Annotated in this window: 15 protein-coding genes; 10 read left to right on the top strand and 5 right to left on the bottom strand. The window is 73.0% G+C overall.

Translation table 11 applies throughout. The annotated features are described in order from the left end of the window. The first annotated feature begins 17 nt into the window (after window positions 1-17). The 5 genes from ACFWRV_RS11495 (at window position 18) to ACFWRV_RS11475 (ending at window position 8,284) form a co-directional block, all read left to right on the top strand. Window positions 18-1,502 (top strand): 3' terminal RNA ribose 2'-O-methyltransferase Hen1, encoded by a 1,485-nt coding sequence (locus tag ACFWRV_RS11495; RefSeq protein WP_384331852.1) that lies wholly within the window; start codon window positions 18-20, stop codon window positions 1,500-1,502. Beyond that, window positions 1,499-4,099, top strand: a complete 2,601-nt coding sequence (locus ACFWRV_RS11490) for a polynucleotide kinase-phosphatase (RefSeq protein ID WP_384331849.1) — start codon at window positions 1,499-1,501, stop codon at window positions 4,097-4,099. The genes ACFWRV_RS11495 and ACFWRV_RS11490 overlap by 4 nt, the downstream gene beginning before the upstream one ends. Window positions 4,100-4,156: 57 nt before the next feature. After that, complete coding sequence (locus ACFWRV_RS11485) at window positions 4,157-5,392, top strand: arginine deiminase (protein ID WP_384331846.1); 1,236 nt, start codon at window positions 4,157-4,159, stop codon at window positions 5,390-5,392. 113 nt (window positions 5,393-5,505) lie between these two features. Continuing rightward, window positions 5,506-6,510: an ornithine carbamoyltransferase gene (gene argF / locus ACFWRV_RS11480; protein ID WP_384331843.1), complete on the top strand. Its 1,005-nt coding sequence runs from the start codon at window positions 5,506-5,508 to the stop codon at window positions 6,508-6,510. A gap of 286 nt (window positions 6,511-6,796) precedes the next feature. Beyond that, window positions 6,797-8,284, top strand: coding sequence for an amino acid permease (locus tag ACFWRV_RS11475; RefSeq protein WP_384331840.1), 1,488 nt, complete (start codon window positions 6,797-6,799; stop codon window positions 8,282-8,284). Here the strand turns inward: ACFWRV_RS11475 and ACFWRV_RS11470 are convergent. Next, entirely contained in the window at window positions 8,235-8,684 is a 450-nt protein-coding gene (locus ACFWRV_RS11470; RefSeq protein ID WP_097867015.1) for an ATP-binding protein, read from the bottom strand. The genes ACFWRV_RS11475 and ACFWRV_RS11470 overlap by 50 nt on opposite strands. Window positions 8,685-8,967: 283 nt before the next feature. Between ACFWRV_RS11470 and ACFWRV_RS11465 the strand changes: the two genes are divergently transcribed. Together ACFWRV_RS11465 and ACFWRV_RS11460 are read left to right on the top strand one after the other, a co-directional pair. Further along, a complete protein-coding gene (locus tag ACFWRV_RS11465) occupies window positions 8,968-9,795 on the top strand; it encodes an enoyl-CoA hydratase family protein (RefSeq protein WP_384331837.1) in 828 nt (275 codons plus the stop codon). Next, entirely contained in the window at window positions 9,780-12,089 is a 2,310-nt protein-coding gene (locus ACFWRV_RS11460; RefSeq protein WP_384331834.1) for a bifunctional salicylyl-CoA 5-hydroxylase/oxidoreductase, read from the top strand. Before ACFWRV_RS11465 ends, ACFWRV_RS11460 begins: the two co-directional genes overlap by 16 nt. Here ACFWRV_RS11460 and ACFWRV_RS11455 read toward each other — a convergent pair. The 4 genes from ACFWRV_RS11455 to ACFWRV_RS11440 all read right to left on the bottom strand — a co-directional run bounded on the left by ACFWRV_RS11455 (window position 12,076) and on the right by ACFWRV_RS11440 (window position 15,957). After that, a complete protein-coding gene (locus ACFWRV_RS11455; RefSeq protein WP_384331831.1) occupies window positions 12,076-12,549 on the bottom strand; it encodes a hypothetical protein in 474 nt (157 codons plus the stop codon). The genes ACFWRV_RS11460 and ACFWRV_RS11455 overlap by 14 nt on opposite strands. After that, window positions 12,546-13,376, bottom strand: coding sequence for a GNAT family N-acetyltransferase (locus ACFWRV_RS11450; protein ID WP_384331828.1), 831 nt, complete (start codon window positions 13,374-13,376; stop codon window positions 12,546-12,548). Before ACFWRV_RS11450 ends, ACFWRV_RS11455 begins: the two co-directional genes overlap by 4 nt. A 61-nt stretch (window positions 13,377-13,437) precedes the next feature. Then, window positions 13,438-14,259, bottom strand: coding sequence for a PaaX family transcriptional regulator C-terminal domain-containing protein (locus ACFWRV_RS11445; RefSeq protein ID WP_384331825.1), 822 nt, complete (start codon window positions 14,257-14,259; stop codon window positions 13,438-13,440). A gap of 9 nt (window positions 14,260-14,268) precedes the next feature. Further along, complete coding sequence (locus ACFWRV_RS11440) at window positions 14,269-15,957, bottom strand: AMP-binding protein (RefSeq protein ID WP_384331822.1); 1,689 nt, start codon at window positions 15,955-15,957, stop codon at window positions 14,269-14,271. A 164-nt stretch (window positions 15,958-16,121) separates the two neighbouring features. Between ACFWRV_RS11440 and ACFWRV_RS11435 the strand changes: the two genes are divergently transcribed. The 3 genes from ACFWRV_RS11435 to ACFWRV_RS11425 all read left to right on the top strand — a co-directional run bounded on the left by ACFWRV_RS11435 (window position 16,122) and on the right by ACFWRV_RS11425 (window position 18,326). Further along, the gene (locus tag ACFWRV_RS11435; RefSeq protein ID WP_384331819.1) at window positions 16,122-17,330 is read left to right on the top strand and encodes an acyl-CoA dehydrogenase family protein; all 1,209 of its coding nucleotides are present in this window, start codon (window positions 16,122-16,124) and stop codon (window positions 17,328-17,330) included. Further along, window positions 17,327-17,728, top strand: a complete 402-nt coding sequence (locus tag ACFWRV_RS11430) for a RidA family protein (protein ID WP_384331816.1) — start codon at window positions 17,327-17,329, stop codon at window positions 17,726-17,728. The genes ACFWRV_RS11435 and ACFWRV_RS11430 overlap by 4 nt, the downstream gene beginning before the upstream one ends. A gap of 166 nt (window positions 17,729-17,894) precedes the next feature. Beyond that, window positions 17,895-18,326, top strand: a complete 432-nt coding sequence (locus ACFWRV_RS11425) for a (4Fe-4S)-binding protein (protein WP_384331813.1) — start codon at window positions 17,895-17,897, stop codon at window positions 18,324-18,326. The last annotated feature ends 48 nt before the right edge of the window (window positions 18,327-18,374 follow it).

The raw sequence follows: 18,374 nt of genomic DNA, 5'->3' as shown, positions 1-18,374 counted from the left end.
GGATCATACTCGGACAGGTGTTCCTGACAATCGGTACGACCGGCACCCAAGAGCGTCCCGCCACGGATCTGGGCTTCCTGCTGCACAAGCATCCCGACCGGGCGCAGACGTTCTCCACCTCGCACGGCACCGCGCACGTCTTCTACCCCGAGGCGTCCGCCGAGCGCTGCACGGCCGCACTCCTGCTGGAGGTGGATCCGGTGGCGCTGGTGCGGCGGGGGAAGGGCAAGGGCCGGGGAGGCGCGCCCGACGCGGCGCTCGCGCAGTACGTCAACGACCGCCCCTACGCCGCGTCCTCGCTGCTGTCGGTCGCCATCGCCGCCGTGTTCAAGTCCGCGCTCGGCGGGGTCTGCCGGGCCAGGCCCGAGCGGGCGACGAGCCCGCTGCCGCTGCGGATCGAGGTGCCGGCCCTGCCCGCCCGGGGCGGCGTCGAGCTGGTGCACAGGCTCTTCGCTCCGCTCGGCTGGGAGCGGGTCGAGGTCACGGCCGTACCGCTGGACGAGAAGTTCCCCGCGTGGGGCGACTCGCGCTACGTACGCCTGGTGCTGGAGGGCGAGTTGCGGCTCGCCGAGGCACTGCGGCAGCTCTACGTCCTGCTCCCGGTGCTCGACGACGCCAAGCACTACTGGGTCGCGCCCGACGAGGTGGACAAGCTGCTGCGGGCCGGGGAGGGCTGGCTGGCCGATCACCCCGAGCGTTCGCTGATCACCCGGCGCTATCTGTCCCACCGCTGGGGGCTCACCCGCCAGGCCGACCAGGCCCTGGAGCTGGTCCGGCTCGCCGAGTCGGACGACCTCGACGTGGACAGCGTCGACAACGCGGTGGACGAGAGCACCGACACCGAGGAGAAGCCGGTCCCGCTCGCCGAGCACCGGCGCACCGCGATCCTCGACGCCCTGCGCGCCGCCGGGGCAAGCCGGGTGCTCGACCTCGGCTGCGGTCAGGGCCAGTTGGTGCAAGCGCTCCTCAAGGACGTGCGCTTCACCGAGATCGTGGGCGTCGACGTCTCGATGCGCGCCCTGACCATCGCCTCGCGGCGGCTGAAGCTGGACCGGATGGGGGAGCGCCAGGCCGACCGGGTCACCCTGCGGCAGGGTTCGCTGACCTACACCGACAAGCGGCTGGCGGGGTACGACGCCGCCGTGCTCAGCGAGGTGATCGAGCACCTGGACCTGCCCCGGCTGCCCGCCCTGGAGTACGCCGTGTTCGGCGCCGCACGACCCGGGACGGTGCTCGTGACCACGCCGAACGTCGAGTACAACGTCCGCTGGGAGACCCTCCCGGCCGGGCACGTCCGGCACGGGGACCACCGCTTCGAGTGGACCCGGGCCGAATTCCGGGACTGGGCCGGGCAGGTCGCCGAACGGCACGGATACACCGTCCGGTACGTGCCGGTCGGACCGGAGGACCCCGAGGTGGGTCCGCCGACCCAGCTGGCCGTGTTCACCCGGACCACGGAAACCGCCGGAAAGACCGAGACGAAGGAGGCGGAAGCCGCATGAACAGCGACCACGGCACCAACAGCACCACCGGCGCGGAGACCGCCGCCACCGCTGCCACGAGCCCCGCACGCAAGCTGCCGGTGACCGACCTCTCCCTCGTCGTCCTCATCGGGGCCAGCGGATCGGGCAAGTCCACCTTCGCCCGGAAGCACTTCAAGCCGACCGAGATCGTCTCCTCGGACGTCTGCCGGGGCCTGGTCGCCGACGACGAGAACGACCAGAGCGCCAGCCGCGACGCCTTCGACGTGCTGCACTACATCGCCGGCAAGCGCCTGGAGGCCGGGCGGCTCACCGTCGTCGACGCCACCAGCGTCCAGTCCGAGAGCCGCAAGCAGCTCGTCCAGCTCGCCCGGAAGCACGACGTCCTGCCCATCGCCATCGTCCTCGACCTCCCCGAGGACGTCTGCGCCGCCCGTAACGCGACCCGCCCGGACCGCGCCTCCATGCCGCGCCACGTCATCCAGCGCCACCGCCGCGAGCTGCGGCGCTCGCTGCGCGGCCTGGAGCGCGAGGGCTTCCGCAAGGTGCACGTCCTGCGCACCGAGGAGGAGGCCGAGCGCGCCGAAGTGGTCCTGGAGCGCCGCTACAACGACCTGCGCCACCTCACCGGCCCGTTCGACATCATCGGGGACATCCACGGCTGCCGCTCCGAGCTGGACACCCTGCTCGGCAAGCTCGGTTACGTAAACGGTGCCCACCCCGGAGGGCGTACCGCCGTCTTCGTCGGCGACCTCGTCGACCGGGGACCCGACAGCCCCGGCGTGCTGCGTCGCGTGATGTCCATGGTGACGGCGGGCGACGCCCTGTGCGTCCCCGGCAACCACGAGAACAAGCTCGGCCGCTATCTCGCGGGCCGCAAGGTCCAGCTCACCCACGGACTGGCCGAGACCGTCGAGCAGTTGGAGCGCGAGGACGCCGAGCACCCCGAGTTCCGGGGCCAGGTGCGGGAGTTCATCGACTCTCTCGTCAGCCACTACGTCCTGGACGAGGGCAAGCTGGTGGTCGCTCACGCCGGGCTGCCCGAGAAGTACCACGGCCGCACCTCCGGCCGGGTCCGCTCGCACGCGCTGTACGGGGACACGACCGGTGAGACCGACGAGTTCGGGCTGCCCGTGCGCTATCCGTGGGCCGAGGAGTACCGGGGTCGCGCCACCGTGGTCTACGGCCACACCCCCGTCCCCACCACCTCCTGGATCAACAACACCATCTGCCTGGACACCGGTGCGGTCTTCGGCGGGAAGATGACCGCGCTGCGCTGGCCGGAGCGCGAACTCGTCGACGTACCCGCCGAGAAGGTCTGGTACGAGCCCGCCAAGCCGCTGACCACCGAGGCGCCCGGGGGCAGGGAGGGCCGGCCGCTGGACATCGCCGACGTCCAGGGCCGCCGGGTCGTGGAGACCCGGCACATGGGCCGCGTCGCCGTGCGCGAGGAGAACGCCGCCGCCGCGCTCGAAGTCATGAGCCGGTTCGCCGTCGACCCGCAGCTCCTCGCCTACCTCCCGCCCACCATGGCCCCCACCGCCACCTCCCGCGAGGACGGCTTCCTGGAGCACCCGGCCGAGGCCTTCGCGCAGTACCGCGCGGACGGCGTCGAGCGGGTCGTGTGCGAGGAGAAGCACATGGGCTCCCGGGCCGTCGCCCTGGTCTGCAAGGACGCCGAGGCCGCGACCGCGCGGTTCGGCACGGCGGGGCCCACCGGCGCGCTGTACACCCGCACCGGCAGGCCGTTCCTGGACGACACGGCCATGACCGAGGCGGTCCTGGACCGGCTCCGCACCGCCGTCACCGCCGCCGGGCTCTGGGCGGAGTGGGACACCGACTGGGTGCTCCTGGACGCCGAGCTGATGCCGTGGTCGCTCAAGGCCGGCGGGCTGCTGCGCTCGCAGTACGCCGCCGTCGGCGCGGCCTCCGGCGCGGTCTTCCCGCCGGCCGTCGCCGCCCTGGAGCAGGCGGCTGCCCGGGGCGTGGAGGTGGCGGGCCTCGCCGGAGACCAGCGGGCCCGCGCCCAGGACGCCGCCGCGTTCACCGAGGCGTACCGGCGCTACTGCTGGCCCACCGAGGGCCTGGACGGGGTGCGCCTGGCCCCGTTCCAGATCCTCGCCGTCCAGGGCCGCTCCCTGGCCGCCGTCCCCCACGACGAACAGCTGGCCTGGCTGGACCGGCTGGTCGAGCACGACCCGACCGGGCTGCTCCAGGTCACCCGCCGGCTCGTCGTCGACACCGGGGACGAGGCGTCGGTCCGCGCGGGCGTCGACTGGTGGCTGGAGATGACCGGGCGCGGCGGCGAGGGCATGGTCGTCAAGCCGCTCGGCGCCCTCGTCCGGGACGCCAAGGACCGCCTGGTCCAGCCGGGCGTCAAGGTGCGCGGCCGGGAGTATCTCCGCATCATCTACGGCCCCGAGTACACCCGCCCGGAGAATCTGGAGCGCCTGCGCTCCCGGTTCCTCGGCCACAAGCGCTCGCTGGCGCTGCGGGAGTACGCGCTCGGCCTGGAAGCGCTGGACCGGCTGGCGGAGGGCGAGCCGCTGTGGCGGGTCCACGAGGCGGTGTTCGCCGTCCTGGCCCTGGAGTCGGAGCCGGTGGACCCCCGGCTCTGAACGAACCGATGAGCGGTTCGCCGGGTGAACGGTGCTCCGCGCGGTGAGGATGAAGGCATGGGATTCCATGTCGACTCCGAAGCCGGGCGGCTGCGCCGCGTCATACTGCACCGCCCCGATCTGGAGCTGAAGCGGCTCACCCCCAGGAACAAGGACGCGCTCCTGTTCGACGACGTCCTGTGGGTGCGCCGCGCCCGGGAGGAGCACGACGGGTTCGCCGACGTGCTGCGCGACCGGGGCGTCGCCGTGCACCTCTTCGGCGATCTCCTGCGCGAGTCCCTCGACATCCCGGTCGCCCGGCGTCTGGTGCTGGACCGGGTCTTCGACGAGAAGGAGTACGGGCCGCTCGCCACCGAGCATCTGCGGGCCGCCTTCGAGGAGTTGTCCTCGCAGGCGCTCGCGGAGGCGCTGGTCGGCGGCATGACCAAGCGGGAGTTCTTGGAGCGGAACAGCGAGCCGACCTCCGTCCGCTTCCATGTGATGGACCTGGACGACTTTCTCCTCGGCCCGCTGCCCAACCACCTCTTCACCCGGGACACCTCGGCCTGGATCTACGACGGGGTCTCGATCAACGCGATGCGCTGGCCCGCCCGGCAGCGCGAGACCGTCCACTTCGAGGCCATCTACCGGCACCACCCGCTCTTCACCGGCCCGGAGGCGGGTGTCTTCCACCACTGGTCGGAGGGGCAGGACGACTACCCCTCCACGATCGAGGGCGGTGACGTCCTGGTCATCGGGCAGGGGGCGGTCCTGATCGGGATGAGCGAGCGCACCACGCCGCAGGCGGTGGAGATGCTGGCCCGGGGCCTCTTCGACGCCGGTTCGGCGCGCACGATCGTGGCGCTCGACATGCCCAAGGCCCGCGCCTTCATGCACCTGGACACGGTCATGACGATGGTCGACGGCGACACCTTCACCCAGTACGCCGGTCTCGGCATGCTCCGTTCGTACACCATCGAGCCCGGCAGCGGCCCCCGCGAGCTCAAGGTCACCGACCATCCGCCCGAGCACATGCACCGTGCCATCGCCGCCGCCCTCGGCCTCGACGCGATCCGGGTGCTCACCGCCACCCAGGATGTGCACGCCGCCGAGCGCGAGCAGTGGGACGACGGCTGCAACGTGCTCGCGGTCGAGCCCGGCGTCGTCGTCGCGTACGAGCGCAACGCCACGACCAACACCTATCTGCGTAAGCAGGGCATCGAGGTGATCGAGATCCGGGGCAGCGAGCTGGGCCGGGGACGGGGCGGGCCGCGCTGTATGAGCTGCCCGGTGGAGCGGGACCCCGTGGCATGAGCGGCCGCGGAGCGTGGAGCCAGGGCTCTGTATAGAGATGCGAGGCGTCGTATAGACTTCCAGTTCTGCCGTGCGCAGTGCGCCGATCCCCGCCCGACCCAGGAGCAGTCATCATGGCCATAGACCTCACCGGCCGCCACTTCCTCAAGGAGCTGGACTTCACCTCCGAGGAGTTTCTCGGCCTGGTCTCGCTGGCCGCCGAGCTCAAGGCGGCCAAGAAGGCCGGGGTCGAGGTCCAGCGGCTGCGCGGGAAGAACATCGCGCTGATCTTCGAGAAGACCTCGACCCGTACGCGCTGCGCGTTCGAGGTCGCCGCCGCCGACCAGGGCGCCTTCACCACCTACCTCGACCCGTCGGGCTCCCAGATGGGCCACAAGGAGTCCGTGAAGGACACCGCACGGGTCCTCGGCCGGATGTTCGACGGGATCGAGTACCGGGGCGACAGCCAGCAGGCCGTCGAGGAGCTGGCCGCTCACGGCGGGGTGCCGGTCTTCAACGGGCTCACCGACGACTGGCACCCCACCCAGATGCTCGCCGACGTGCTCACCATGACCGAGTGCCGCGGGGGGTCCCTCGCGGGGACGGCCTTCGCCTACCTCGGCGACGCCCGCTTCAACATGGGCAACTCCTACCTGATCACCGGAGCCCTGCTCGGCCTGGACGTCCGGATCGTCGCCCCCGAGGCGTACCGGCCGGACGAGGCGGTCGTGGCGCGGGCCCGGGAGCTCGCCGAGGTCAGCGGCGCGACGATCACCCTGACCGGCGACGTGGCCGAGGGCGTCTCGGGCGCCGACTTCGTCGCCACCGACGTCTGGGTCTCCATGGGCGAGCCCAAGGAAGTGTGGGCCGAACGCATCGCGGCGCTCGGCCCCTACGCCGTGACCATGGACGTCCTGCGGGCCACCGGCAACCCGGACGTGAAGTTCCTGCACTGCCTGCCCGCCTTCCACGACCTCGGCACCCAGGTCGGCCGCGACATCCACGCCCGGTACGGGCTGACCGAACTGGAGGTCAGCGACGAGGTCTTCGAGTCCGCGCACTCGGTCGTCTTCGACCAGGCGGAGAACCGGATGCACACGATCAAGGCCGTGCTGGTGGCGACGCTGGCCGGCAAGTAGCCCGCCCCCACGGATACCCGGGCAGCCGGGCGTTCCGTACGCATACGGGGCAGGGGTTCGCATGCTCATACACCCGATTGGGTGAACATGCGCGCTGGTGGCTACGATGTCGGCTCTTGGTGGGGTTCGGACCCGGGGGAGACCCCTCGCGGGGGCGAACCCCACAGGGCGTGTCCGGCGGATCAGGACCGGGTCCACGACGCCTGGCACGCCCTGCCTGTGCCGCCGCACGCCGGCGCACGGGGACCGTCCCCCCACTGCACCACCAGAGATGAGAACGTCCCGCATGAGCACCGGTCTGCCGCGATCCGGCACCCCGAAGCGCCCCGGCCTCCCCCACCGGGACCTGCGCCGCAAGAGCCCCGATCAGCTCATCGCCGAATCAGGCGGCGACCTGGAGGGCCACGGCCTCAAGCGCACGATGGGCCTTTTCCAGCTCGTCTGCTTCGGGGTCGGCGCGATCGTCGGCACCGGCATCTTCGTCGGGCTGTCCGACAGCGTCGCCGAGGCGGGCCCCGCCGTCGTGATCTCTTTCGTCCTCGCGGCGATCACCTGCATCTTCACCGCCCTGTCCTTCGCCGAGCTGGGCAGCGCCATCCCGGTCTCCGGAAGCTCGTACTCCTTCGCGTACGCGGCGCTCGGCGAGCGCACCGCCTTCCTCGTCGGCTGGTGCCTGCTGCTGGAGTATGGCGTCTCGGTCTCCGCCGTCGCGGTGGGCTGGAGCCAGTACGTCAACGAGCTGCTGAACAGCCTGTTCGGCTGGGAACTGCCCGCCGCCCTGTCCTCCGGGCCCGGCGAAGGCGGTGTGATCAACCTGCCCGCGATCGTCGTGATCGCCATGGCCGCCACCCTGCTGGTGCGCGGCGTCCGCGAGAGCGCCACCGCCACCGCCGCCATGGCGGTCCTCAAGATCGGCATCCTCGTCGCGTTCTGTGCCGTGGCGTTCAGCGCGTTCCAGGACGACAACCTCATGCCGTTCGCCACCCACGGGCCCGGCGGCATCACCGCGGGCGCCTCGCTGGCGTTCTTCTCCTACATCGGCTTCGACGCCATCACCACCGCCGGCGAAGAGGTCAAGAACCCCCGGCGGAACATCCCGATCGCCATCCTGATCTGCATCGGCGTCGTCACCCTGCTCTACTGCGCGGTGGCGCTCTCGGCCATCGGCGCGATCGGCTCGGACGCCGTCGCCGAGGAGAGCGCGGCCCTCTCCATCGCCGTCAACCAGGTCACCGACTCCACGGTCGGCGGCGGCATCGTCGCCTTCGGCGCGGTCGTCGCCATCGCCTCGGTGGTGCTCGCCGTGATGTACGGGCAGACCCGCATCCTGATGTCGATGTCCCGCGACGGACTCGTCCCGCGCGTGTTCGAACGAGTCTCGCCCACGACCCACACCCCGGTCGCCAACACCTGGATCGTTGCCGGCGTCTTCGCGGTCCCGGCCGCCTTCGTCCCGCTCGACGTGGTCGTGAACCTGACGACCATCGGCACGCTCGCCACGATGGTCGCCGTCAATGTCGCGGTGCTGGTGCTCCGCCGCAGCCACCCCGGGCTGAAGCGGACCTTCCGGGTCCCGCTCTACCCGGTGAGCCCGGTGCTGGGCGTCCTGTGCTGCCTGTATCTGATGTACGGGACCGGCTGGACGACCTGGGTCCAGTTCGCGGTCTTCCTGACCGTCGGCTCCCTGCTGTACGCCGCCTACGGGCGCAAGCGCTCCCGGCTGGTCAGCTCCCCGGCGACGGACCCGGCTGCGCCGGTATCGCCGGAAGCGTGAACCAGACGGCCTTGCCGTGCTCCGTGGTGCGGTGACCGCACGCGGAGCTGAGGGTCCGGATGAGCAGCAGGCCGCGGCCGTGCTCCTGCCAGGGATCGACCTCACAGCCCGGCTGCGGCCGGGACAGGTCGCCCGGCGGGGCGGGGTCGCGGTCGTGCACCTCGACCTGGCAGCCGGTGGGCAGCAGCTCGACGACCAGCTCGATGGGCTCGCCGCCCAGGGTGTGCTCGACCGCGTTGGCCACCAGTTCGGCGGTCAGCAGCTCGGCGGTGTCGCTGTCGGCCGGGGCGTCGATGTCCGACAGCGCCGTACGGATGAGAGCGCGGGCGATCGGCACGGCCGCGGTGGAGTGCGGCAGGGCGATGCGCCAGGAAGCGGGGACGGGGACATCGGGCGGCACGGCAGGGTTTCCGTTCGGGAGCGGGTCATCCTCGAAGCGGGAGGTCTCGACTTCTGGGGTTCACGTCGTACTCGTGTCGAGACTTCCTGGTTTCAACTTTACGAACCGCTTCGGCCCAGCCATAGGGGCGGTCGGCCGGAGCAAAGGGGACTTTCGCCACAACGGTCTCATGGATGCTGTATTGCGACCTCGTGACGGCGGTCACGCATGAGTGATAACTTCGGAGGCGGAACGCGACCCGCGCACGGCCGGCACCAGCCCGATCGCTGAAGGGGACCCCTCCATGAGCCCGTTTCCCAGCTCGGCCCCGAGCACCGAGGAATGGCGTCATCTCCGGCTGACCCGGGACGACGGTGTGGCCACCATCACACTCTCCCGCCCCGAGAAACTCAACGCGCTCACCTTCGGCGCCTACGCGGATCTGCGCGACCTCCTCGCCGAGCTCTCCCGGGAACGCTCCGTCCGCGCCCTCGTCCTCGCCGGTGAGGGACGCGGCTTCTGCTCCGGCGGCGACGTCGACGAGATCATCGGCGCCACCCTGGCCATGGACACCGCACAGCTCCTCGACTTCAACCGGATGACCGGACAGGTCGTCCGGGCCCTGCGTGAGTGCCCCTTCCCCGTCGTCGCGGCCGTCCACGGCGTCGCGGCGGGCGCCGGAGCCGTGCTGGCCCTCGCCGCGGACTTCCGGGTCGCCGACCCCTCGGCCCGCTTCGCCTTCCTCTTCACCCGGGTCGGGCTCTCCGGCGGCGACATGGGCGCGGCCTACCTGCTGCCCCGGGTCGTCGGCCTCGGCCACGCCACCCGGCTCCTGATGCTCGGGGACGCCGTCCGCGCCCCCGAGGCGGAGCGGATCGGGCTGATCAGCGAGCTGGCCGAGGAGGGGAGGGCCGACGAGCGCGCCGCCGAGCTGGCCCGCCGCCTCGCCGACGGCCCCGCCCTCGCCCTCGCCCAGACCAAGGCCCTGCTCACCGCCGAACTGGACATGCCGCTGGCCGCCTCCGTCGAGCTGGACGCCAACACCCAGGCACTCCTGATGCACGGCGAGGACTACGCCGAGTTCCACGCCGCCTTCACCGAGAAGCGGCCGCCGAAGTGGCAGGGGCGGTAGCCGTGGCTCGCGGCACCGACCCCGTGCGGCGCGTCGCGGTCATCGGCGGCGGCCCCGGCGGGCTCTACGCCGCGGCGCTCCTCAAGCGGCTCGGCCCGGACCGCGAGGTCACCGTCTTCGAGCGCAACGCCCCCGACGACACCTTCGGCTTCGGCGTCGTCCTCTCCGACGAGACCCTCGGCGGCATCGAGCACGCCGACCCCGAGGTGTACCGCGCCCTGAGCCGCGAATTCGTCCGCTGGGACACCATCGACATCGCCCACCGCGGCCGCACCCACACCTCCGGCGGCCACGGCTTCGCCGCCCTCGGCCGCCGCCGGCTCCTGGAGATCCTGCACGAGCGCTGCGCCGGCCTCGGCGTGGAGCTCCGCTTCCGCGCCCCGGCCCCGCCCGCCACGGAGCTGGCCGCCCACCACGACCTGGTCATCGCCGCCGACGGGGTGCACAGCGCCACCCGCGCCGCGCACGCCGACGCCTTCGGCCCGAGCGTCACCGAACACCGCAACCGCTACATCTGGCTCGCCGCCGACTTCGCGCTCGACGCCTTCCGTTTCGATATCGCCGAAACCCCCTACGGGGTCATGCAGTTGCACGGCTATCCCTACGCGGCGGACGCCTCCACCGTCATCGTCGAGATGCGCGAGGGGGTGTGGCGCGCCGCCGGGCTCGACACCTGTGACGCGGCCGAATCCACCGCCCGCTGCGCCAAGTTCTTCACCGAGGCCCTGGACGGCCGCCCGCTGCGCGGCAACCGCTCTTCCTGGCTCGCCTTCCGCACCGTCACCAACTCCCGCTGGTCGCACGGCAACACCGTGCTCATCGGCGACGCGGCCCACACCGCCCACTTCTCCATCGGCTCCGGCACCAAGCTCGCCGTCGAGGACGCCCTGGCGCTGGCGGCCTGTACCGAGGAGCAGCCCGACCTGCCGACGGCGCTGGCCGCGTACGAGGCCGAGCGCCGCCCGGTCGTCGCCTCCACCCAGCGCGCCGCGGCGGCCAGCCTCCGCTGGTTCGAGGAACTGGCCACCTACGTCGACCAGCCGCCACGCCGCTTCGCGTTCAACCTGCTCACCCGAAGCCGCCGGGTCACCCACGACAACCTCCGGCTGCGCGACGTCTCGTTCACCGCCGCCGTCGAGGAGGAGTTCGGCTGCCCGCCCGGCACCCCGCCGATGTTCACCCCGCTGCGCCTGCGCGGCCTCGAACTGCGCAACCGCGTCGTCGTCTCGCCCATGGACATGTACTCCGCCACCGACGGACTCCCCGGCGACTTCCACCTCGTCCACCTCGGGGCCCGCGCGCTCGGCGGCGCCGGACTCACCATGACCGAGATGGTCTGCGTCAGCCCCGAGGGCCGTATCACTCCCGGCTGCACGGGCCTGTGGAGCGACGAACAGGCCTCCGCCTGGCGGCGGATCACCGACTTCGTCCACACTTCCGCCCCCGGCGCGGCCATCGGCGTCCAGCTCGGCCACTCCGGCCGCAAGGGCTCCACGAAACTGATGTGGGAGGGCATCGACCAGCCCCTGGACAGCGGCAACTGGCCGCTGACGGCCGCCTCCCCGCTCCCGTACGAGCAGGGCGTCAGCCAGGTCCCGGCACAGCTGGACCGGGCCGGACTGGACGCCGTACGCGAGCAGTTCGTGGAGGCGGCCCGGCGCGCTGCCGACTCCGGCTTCGACCTCCTCGAACTCCACTGCGCCCACGGCTACTTGCTTTCCGGCTTCCTCTCCCCGCTCACCAACCACCGCACCGACGCCTACGGCGGATCGATTGAGGGGCGGCTCCGCTTCCCCCTGGAAGTCTTCGACGCCGTACGCGAAGTGTGGCCCAGGGAACGGCCGATGACCGTGCGGATCTCCGCCACCGACTGGGCCGAGGGCGGCACCGACTCCGAGGACGCCGTCACGATCGCCCGCGCCTTCGCCGAGCACGGGGCCGACGCCATCGACGTCTCCACCGGCCAGGTCGTCCCCGAGGAGCGCCCCGAGTACGGCCGCTCCTACCAGACCCCGTACGCCGACCGGATCCGCAACACCGTGGACGTCCCCGTCATCGCGGTCGGCGCGATCTCCTCCTGGGACGACGTCAACTCCCTGCTCCTGGCGGGCCGCGCCGACCTCTGCGCCCTGGCCCGCCCCCACCTGTACGACCCGCACTGGACCCTCCACGCGGCGGCCGAACAGGGCTACACCGGCCCCGGCGCGCCCTGGCCCCTCCCGTACGGCGCGGGCAGCCGCACCCCGCCCACCGGCCGCACCGACGCCCCGAAACCCCGGCTCACGCTGGGGTGACCAGACACGTGTGGCACTGGCACGGCGTGGGGTGCGGCGCGCCGTGGTGGGTCTCGCGGTACCGGGCGGCGAGCCGCTCCAGCAGTCCGGCCAGCTCCTCGGCCTCCTCCCGGGACTGTGGGCGCACCGCGATCGCTTCGGCCCGCCGCAGCACAGCCGGTGCGTGCACCTGCTCGGCCCGGAAGCTGTGCAGATGGCGCGAGCCCGTGTCGACGGTGATCCAACGGCCGATGCGGGCCCGCCCGATGGTGGTCACCTGCTCGTGCCCCATGCCCGGGTGGGTGTCGACGACGTACACCTTCGCCCCGCCCCGGTACGCCTTGGTCCCCGGCCGCAGCTCCTGTCCGCCGTCCCCGTACCGCCGCCACCGCACCACGTTCGCGGCGACGAGCCACAGCGGCTCCGGGAGCACAGGCTCCGGCGCCACGGGCTCCGCCGAGCCCTCCCGCTCCGCCGTCACGCGCCCCTCCTCATCTGCACCCGGTCCGCGACCGGCTCGTAACCGATGCGCAGATAGACGCCGTTGCTCGTCGGGTTGGCCAGGTCTGTGAAGAGCAGCACCTCCGCCGGGGCCTCAGCCTGGGCGGCCCGCGAGGCCTCGGCCGTCACGGCGGCCGCGTACCCCCGGCCACGCAGCTCCGGCGGGGTGTACACCAACGTCACCCGCACCGTGCCCGCCAACATCCGGGTGCGCCCCGCCAGGGCCACCGGCGCCCCGCCGCGCTCCCAGAGGGTGAGCGCCCCGCGCCCCGTGCCCTCGTCCACCAGCCACCCGGCCGAGGACTTGGACTGCCCGGTCGCGGCGGCGAACCCCCGCACCCACTCCACCAGCAGCGCCCGGTCCGCTCGCGTCGCCGTCCTGGCCCGGCCCGCCGGCGCGGGGGAGGGCGGCCGCAGCCTGCCCAGCCGGTACAGCCGCTGCTCCTGCTCGGTCCGGTAGCCCGGCAGCAGGGCCGCCAGCTGCGCCGCGGTGTCCCGGTCCGCGTTGACGCCGTCGAGGTCCGGCCCCGCCCCCAGGGCCTCCACCAGCGGTCCCACCGCCTCCGCGGGCACGGCGGTCAGCAGCGCCACATGAGGCGGAGTACGCACCACGGTCCCGGCGACCGCCCCGTCCGCCCCGCGCCACCAGCCGAGCACCGGATCGCCCGCCCCGTAGTGATGCGCGCCGGAACGCCTCAGCCGCTCGGTGACGCTCAGCGCCACCGTGTGCTCCACGGGCCGCGCGGCGAGCGACGGGCCGGCCGTGGCGAGGAACACGTCGACGTCGTCGGTGAAGGTCCAGGTCATGCCTCATCCTGCCGGTGGGCGGGGCCCCGGGGTACCCGGATTTCCCCCCCCCGTACGGGGATCACCCCCGCACGAACCGCTCCCCGGCGTCCCGCAGCCGCTCGTGCAGCCGGCCGAACACTTCCGCCGACCGCCCGCCCGGCCAGTCCCCGGGCAGCAGCTCCGGCGGGAGACCCGGGTCCGCGTACGGAAGTTGCCGCCACGAGTCCAGCGCCAGCAGATAGTCCCGGTAGGCGGTCTGCGGGCGGGGTCCTTCGCCGGTGTCCCCGGACGACTCCCAGTCGCGCAGCACCGGCTCGTGCAGTTCCAGGAAGTCGTGGTGCAGGCGCGCCACCGTGTCCAGGTCCCACCAGCGGGCCACCGCCTCGCGGGTGGCGGCGAAGCCGAGGTGCTCGCCGCGGAACAGGTCGACGTACGGGGCGAGTTCGAGCCGTTCCAGGGTGTGCCGGGTCTCCTCGTACAGCCCGGCCGGCGCGATCCACACCCCCGGCGCGGCTGTGCCGAAGCCGAGGCGGGCCAGCCGGGAGCGCAGGAGGTGGCGCTTGCTGCGCTCCGCCTCGGGCACGGTGAACACCGCGAGGACCCAGCCGTCGGCGAGCCGCGGTCCGGCCCGCCGGTAGATCCGCCGGTCCCCGTCGTCCAGCAGTTGCCGGGCGTCCGGCGACAGCGCGTACCCCGCCGAGCCGTCCCCGGCCCGGGCGGCCACCAGCAGCCCGCGCCGTTTGAGCCGTGAGACGCAGGAGCGCACGGAGGGGGCGTCGACGCCCACGGCGTGCAGCAGGCGGATCAGCTCCGACACCGCGAACGGCGCGCCGTCCGCCGGACGGCCGTACGCGCCGTAGAGCGTGATGATCAGGGAGCGGGGGGTGCGCAACTCGGCCACGTGATCACTCTAGGGGGTGTCTTCCCGGAGCAGGAACCGCTGGAGTTTGCCGGTCGCGGTGCGGGGGAGCGAGGTGGGGAAGACGAAGACGCGCGGGCACTTGTGCGGGGCCAGGCTCGCCTTCATGTGGGCGCGCAGCGAGTCCGCCGTCTGCTCCGAGCCCTCGCGCAGCACCACGTGCGCCACCACGACCTCGCCGCGCAGCTCGTCCGCCCGGCCCACCACGGCCGCCTCCGCCACCTCCGGATGGCGCAGCAGGGCGTCCTCCACCTCGGGGCCCGCGATGTTGTACCCGGAGGAGATGATCATGTCGTCGGCGCGGGCCACGTAACGGAAGTAGCCGTCCGGCTCGCGGACGAAGGTGTCGCCGGTCATGTTCCAGCCGTGCCGGACGTACTCCGTCTGCCGGGGGTCGGTGAGATACCGGCAGCCGACCGGGCCGCGCACGGCGAGCAGGCCCGCCTCGCCGTCGGGCAGCTCGTCCCCTCGCTCGTCCACCACCCGGGCCTGCCAGCCCGGCACAGGCACTCCGGTCAGGCCCGGCCGGATCGCGTCGTCGGCCGCGGAGATGAAGATGTGCAGCAGTTCGGTGGCCCCGATGCCGTTGATGATGCGCAGCCCCGTCGCCTCGTACCAGGCCTGCCAGGTCGCCGCGGGCAGGTTCTCCCCGGCCGACACACAGCGCCGCAGCGCCGACAGGTCGTGGCCGTCCAACTGCCCGAGCATCGTGCGGTAGGCCGTCGGCGCCGTGAACAGGACCGAGACCCGGTGCCGGACCAGGGCGGGCAGCAGGTGCTGCGGGCCCGCCTGCTCCAGCAACAGCGTCGAGGCCCCGGCCCGCAGCGGGAAGACCAGCAGCCCGCCCAGGCCGAACGTGAAGCCCAGCGGCGGGCTGCCCGCGAACACGTCGTCGGCCGAGGGGCGCAGTACGTGCCGAGAGAAGGTGTCGGCGATGGCCAGGAGGTCCCGGTGGAAGTGCATACAGCCCTTGGGGCGCCCGGTGGTCCCCGAGGTGAACGCGATGAGCGCGACCTCGTCGGCGGCCGTGTCCACCGCCCGGTACGGACCGGACCGGCCCTGGGCCAGCCGGGTGAGGTCCTCGGGGCCGTCCCCGCCGAACAGGGTGATCCGCAGCCCGGCCACGTCCGCCTTCGTCAGGTCCTCCGCGGACCGGGCGTCGCACAGGGCGTGGCCGATCCGCGCCAGCGAGCAGATGGTGGCCAGCTCCGTCGCGCGCGCCTGCGCCAGTACGGTGACGGCGACCGCGCCCGCCTTCATGACGGCGAGCCAGCAGGCGGCCAGCCAGGGCGTGGTCGGCCCGCGCAGCAGCACCCGGTTGCCCGGGACGACGCCCAGGTCCTGGGTCAGCACGTGGGCGATGCGGTCCACGGTCTCCCGCAGCTCGCCGTAGCTCCAGACGACGCCGTCGCCGGAGCGCAGTGCCGGCCGGCCGGCGCCCCTTTCCTCGACCGTGCGGTCCAGCAGTTCGTGTCCGCAGTTCAGCCGGTCGGGGTAGTGCGGCGCCGGGTCCTCCAGGAGGAGTTCCGGCCACTGGTCGGGTGGCGGGAGATGGTCGCGCGTGAAGGTGTCGACGTGGGCGCCGGTGGCACGCCCGGACGGCTCGTGATGCGCGCCGCGGACGCGTACGGACGCGTCGGCGGCGGCTGCGGGCGTGTTCGGCGAGGAATTCGGCTCCATCAAGGATCGCCCCCTTGTCGCCTCTGGAGCGTATCGTTTGGGTGACGGTAGTCAACGGTCCGCGATAAGACAGTGACGCGGCAGGACCAGTGACGCGGTAAGAGCCAGTGACGCGCCACGACAGAGACGCGATACGGCAGAGACGCGACAAGAGAGGCGCCGCCATGACGGCATTCTCCCTCGAACCGGAACAGACCGCCTGGTGCGAGGAGCTGCGCACCCTCGCCGAACGGGAGCTGCGCCCGCTGGCGGAGAAGGGGGAGCCCGGGCGCGTCAACCGGCCTCTGCTGGCGGCCCTCGGCGAGCTGGGACTCCTCGGCCGGATGCTGGGCTCCGGGGCGCTGGACCTGTGCCTGCTGCGCGAGTCCCTGGCCCGGGGCTGCACGGAGGCCGAGACCGCGCTCGCCCTCCAGGGCCTCGGCACCACCCCCGTCGTCCAGGCGGGCACTCCCGCCCACCGCGAACGCTGGCTTCCCGAGGTGCGGGCCGGGCGGGCCGTCGCCGCGTTCGCGCTGAGCGAGCCGGGGGCGGGCTCCGACGCGGCGGCCCTGAGCCTGGCCGCCGAGCACACCCGGGCCGGCTGGGCGCTCACCGGCGAGAAGTGCTGGATCTCCAACGCCCCCGAGGCCGATTTCGCCGTCGTCTTCGCCCGGACGACCCCCGGCGCGGGATCCCGGGGCATCACCGCGTTCCTGGTCCCGTCCGACCGCCCGGGGCTCACCGGTTCCGCCCTCGACATGCTCTCCCCGCACCCCATCGGCACCCTGGAGTTCGACGGCGTACCGGTCACCGCCGACGACGTGCTCGGCGAGCCCGACCGGGGCTTCCGGGTCGCGATGAACACCCTCAACCTCTTCCGGCCCAGCGTCGGCGCCTTCGCCGCCGGGATGGCCCGCGCCGCCCTCGACGCGACGCTGGAGCACACCGCCCACCGCACCGCGTTCGGCGGCCCGCTCAGCGACCTCCAGGCCGTCTCGCACCAGGTCGCCGAGATGGCCACCCGCACCGAGGCCGCCCGCCTGCTGGTGTACGCGGCGGCAGCGGCGTACGACGCGGGGGAGAGCGGGGTGCCGCGCCGCGCGGCGATGGCCAAGCTGTACGCCACCGAGACCGCGCAGTACGTCGTCGACGCCGCCGTCCAGTTGCACGGCGCCCGCGCCCTGCGCCGGGGGCATCTGCTCGAACACCTCTACCGGGAGGTCCGCGCGCCGCGGATCTACGAGGGCGCGAGCGAGGTGCAGCGCACGATCATCGCCAAGGAGCTGTACGCGAACGCCGCGCGGCGACCCGAGCCACTCGCCGAGCCTCCCGCCGCCCAGGAGCCCGTGGAATCCACGCAATCCGTGGGCCCGACCCAGGAGCCGCCCGCATGAGTCCGTCCCACCGGATCAACCCGGCCGAACTCTCCCCGCCCACCGGCTTCAGCCACGCCGTCGTCGCCACCGGCGGGCACCTGGTCTTCCTCGCCGGGCAGACCGCGCTCGACCCGGCGGGCAAGGTCGTCGGGGCCACCCTGCCCGAGCAGTTCGCCCTGGCGCTGGGCAATCTGCTCACCGCGCTCCACGCGGCCGGCGGCGCCCCCGCCGACCTCGCCCGGGTCACCGTCTACGCCACCGACGTCGCCGACTACCGCTCCCACGCCCCCGAGCTGGGCCGGATCTGGCGCAGGCTCGCGGGGCGCGACTACCCGGCGATGGCCGTCATCGGGGTGGCCCGGCTCTGGGACGAGCAGGCCATGGTCGAGATCGACGGGGTCGCGGTCCTGCCGTGAGACGCGGTCGCGGTCCTGCCGTGAACGGACGGGTTCCGGCCCCGATCCGTGGAGGGGCGCTCCCGGGGCATCCTCGCCTCCCACCGCCCCGCCCGAGTAGCGGCGGGACGGAGCCGGGGCGAGGCTGAAGGGGTCCGGATGCCGAGCCGACCCGGGAGAGTCAGCGGTGAACAGCCAACCGCCCCCGCGCCCCGCCGCCAAGTCCTACGACGGCGAGGGCATCGTCGTCGGCTTCGACGCCCACCGCTGTCTGCACGCCGCCGAATGCGTGCGCGGGCTCCCCGCCGTCTTCGACGTCGGCCGCCGCCCGTGGGTCCAGCCCGGCAACGCCCCCGCCGACGAGGTCGCCGACGTCATCCACCGCTGCCCGAGCGGCGCCCTCCAGTACCACCGCACCGACGGCATGCCGGACGAGGTCCCCGACGTCCCCACGCATGTGTCACTCCACACCGACGGCGTGCTGCACCTGCGCGGCGATCTCGAAGTCGCCACCCCGTACGGCCCCCGCCACGAGACCCGGGTGATGCTCTGCGGCTGCGGCGCCACCGGCAACACCCCGTACTGCGACCACAGCGGCCCCTGCGCCGGACACGGCTGAGGCGGCGGCGCCCCACGGCCCCGAACGCAGCGGCCCGGGAGGTGCGCG

The organism is Streptomyces sp. NPDC058576, assembly GCF_042718715.1.
Taxonomy (GTDB): domain Bacteria; phylum Actinomycetota; class Actinomycetes; order Streptomycetales; family Streptomycetaceae; genus Streptomyces.
This window is presented reverse-complemented; position numbering and strand designations above follow the sequence as displayed.

Bases quoted from the DNA above. Each gene is read 5' to 3' on its own strand.
- ACFWRV_RS11435 (WP_384331819.1), top strand. From the start codon at position 16,122: ATGACGGCATTCTCCCTCGAACCGGAACAGACCGCCTGGTGCGAGGAG.
- argF (WP_384331843.1), top strand. From the start codon at position 5,506: ATGGCCATAGACCTCACCGGCCGCCACTTCCTCAAGGAGCTGGACTTC.
- ACFWRV_RS11430 (WP_384331816.1), top strand. From the start codon at position 17,327: ATGAGTCCGTCCCACCGGATCAACCCGGCCGAACTCTCCCCGCCCACC.
- ACFWRV_RS11440 (WP_384331822.1), bottom strand. From the start codon at position 15,957: ATGGAGCCGAATTCCTCGCCGAACACGCCCGCAGCCGCCGCCGACGCG.
- ACFWRV_RS11450 (WP_384331828.1), bottom strand. From the start codon at position 13,376: ATGACCTGGACCTTCACCGACGACGTCGACGTGTTCCTCGCCACGGCC.
- ACFWRV_RS11475 (WP_384331840.1), top strand. From the start codon at position 6,797: ATGAGCACCGGTCTGCCGCGATCCGGCACCCCGAAGCGCCCCGGCCTC.
- ACFWRV_RS11490 (WP_384331849.1), top strand. From the start codon at position 1,499: ATGAACAGCGACCACGGCACCAACAGCACCACCGGCGCGGAGACCGCC.
- ACFWRV_RS11465 (WP_384331837.1), top strand. From the start codon at position 8,968: ATGAGCCCGTTTCCCAGCTCGGCCCCGAGCACCGAGGAATGGCGTCAT.
- ACFWRV_RS11485 (WP_384331846.1), top strand. From the start codon at position 4,157: ATGGGATTCCATGTCGACTCCGAAGCCGGGCGGCTGCGCCGCGTCATA.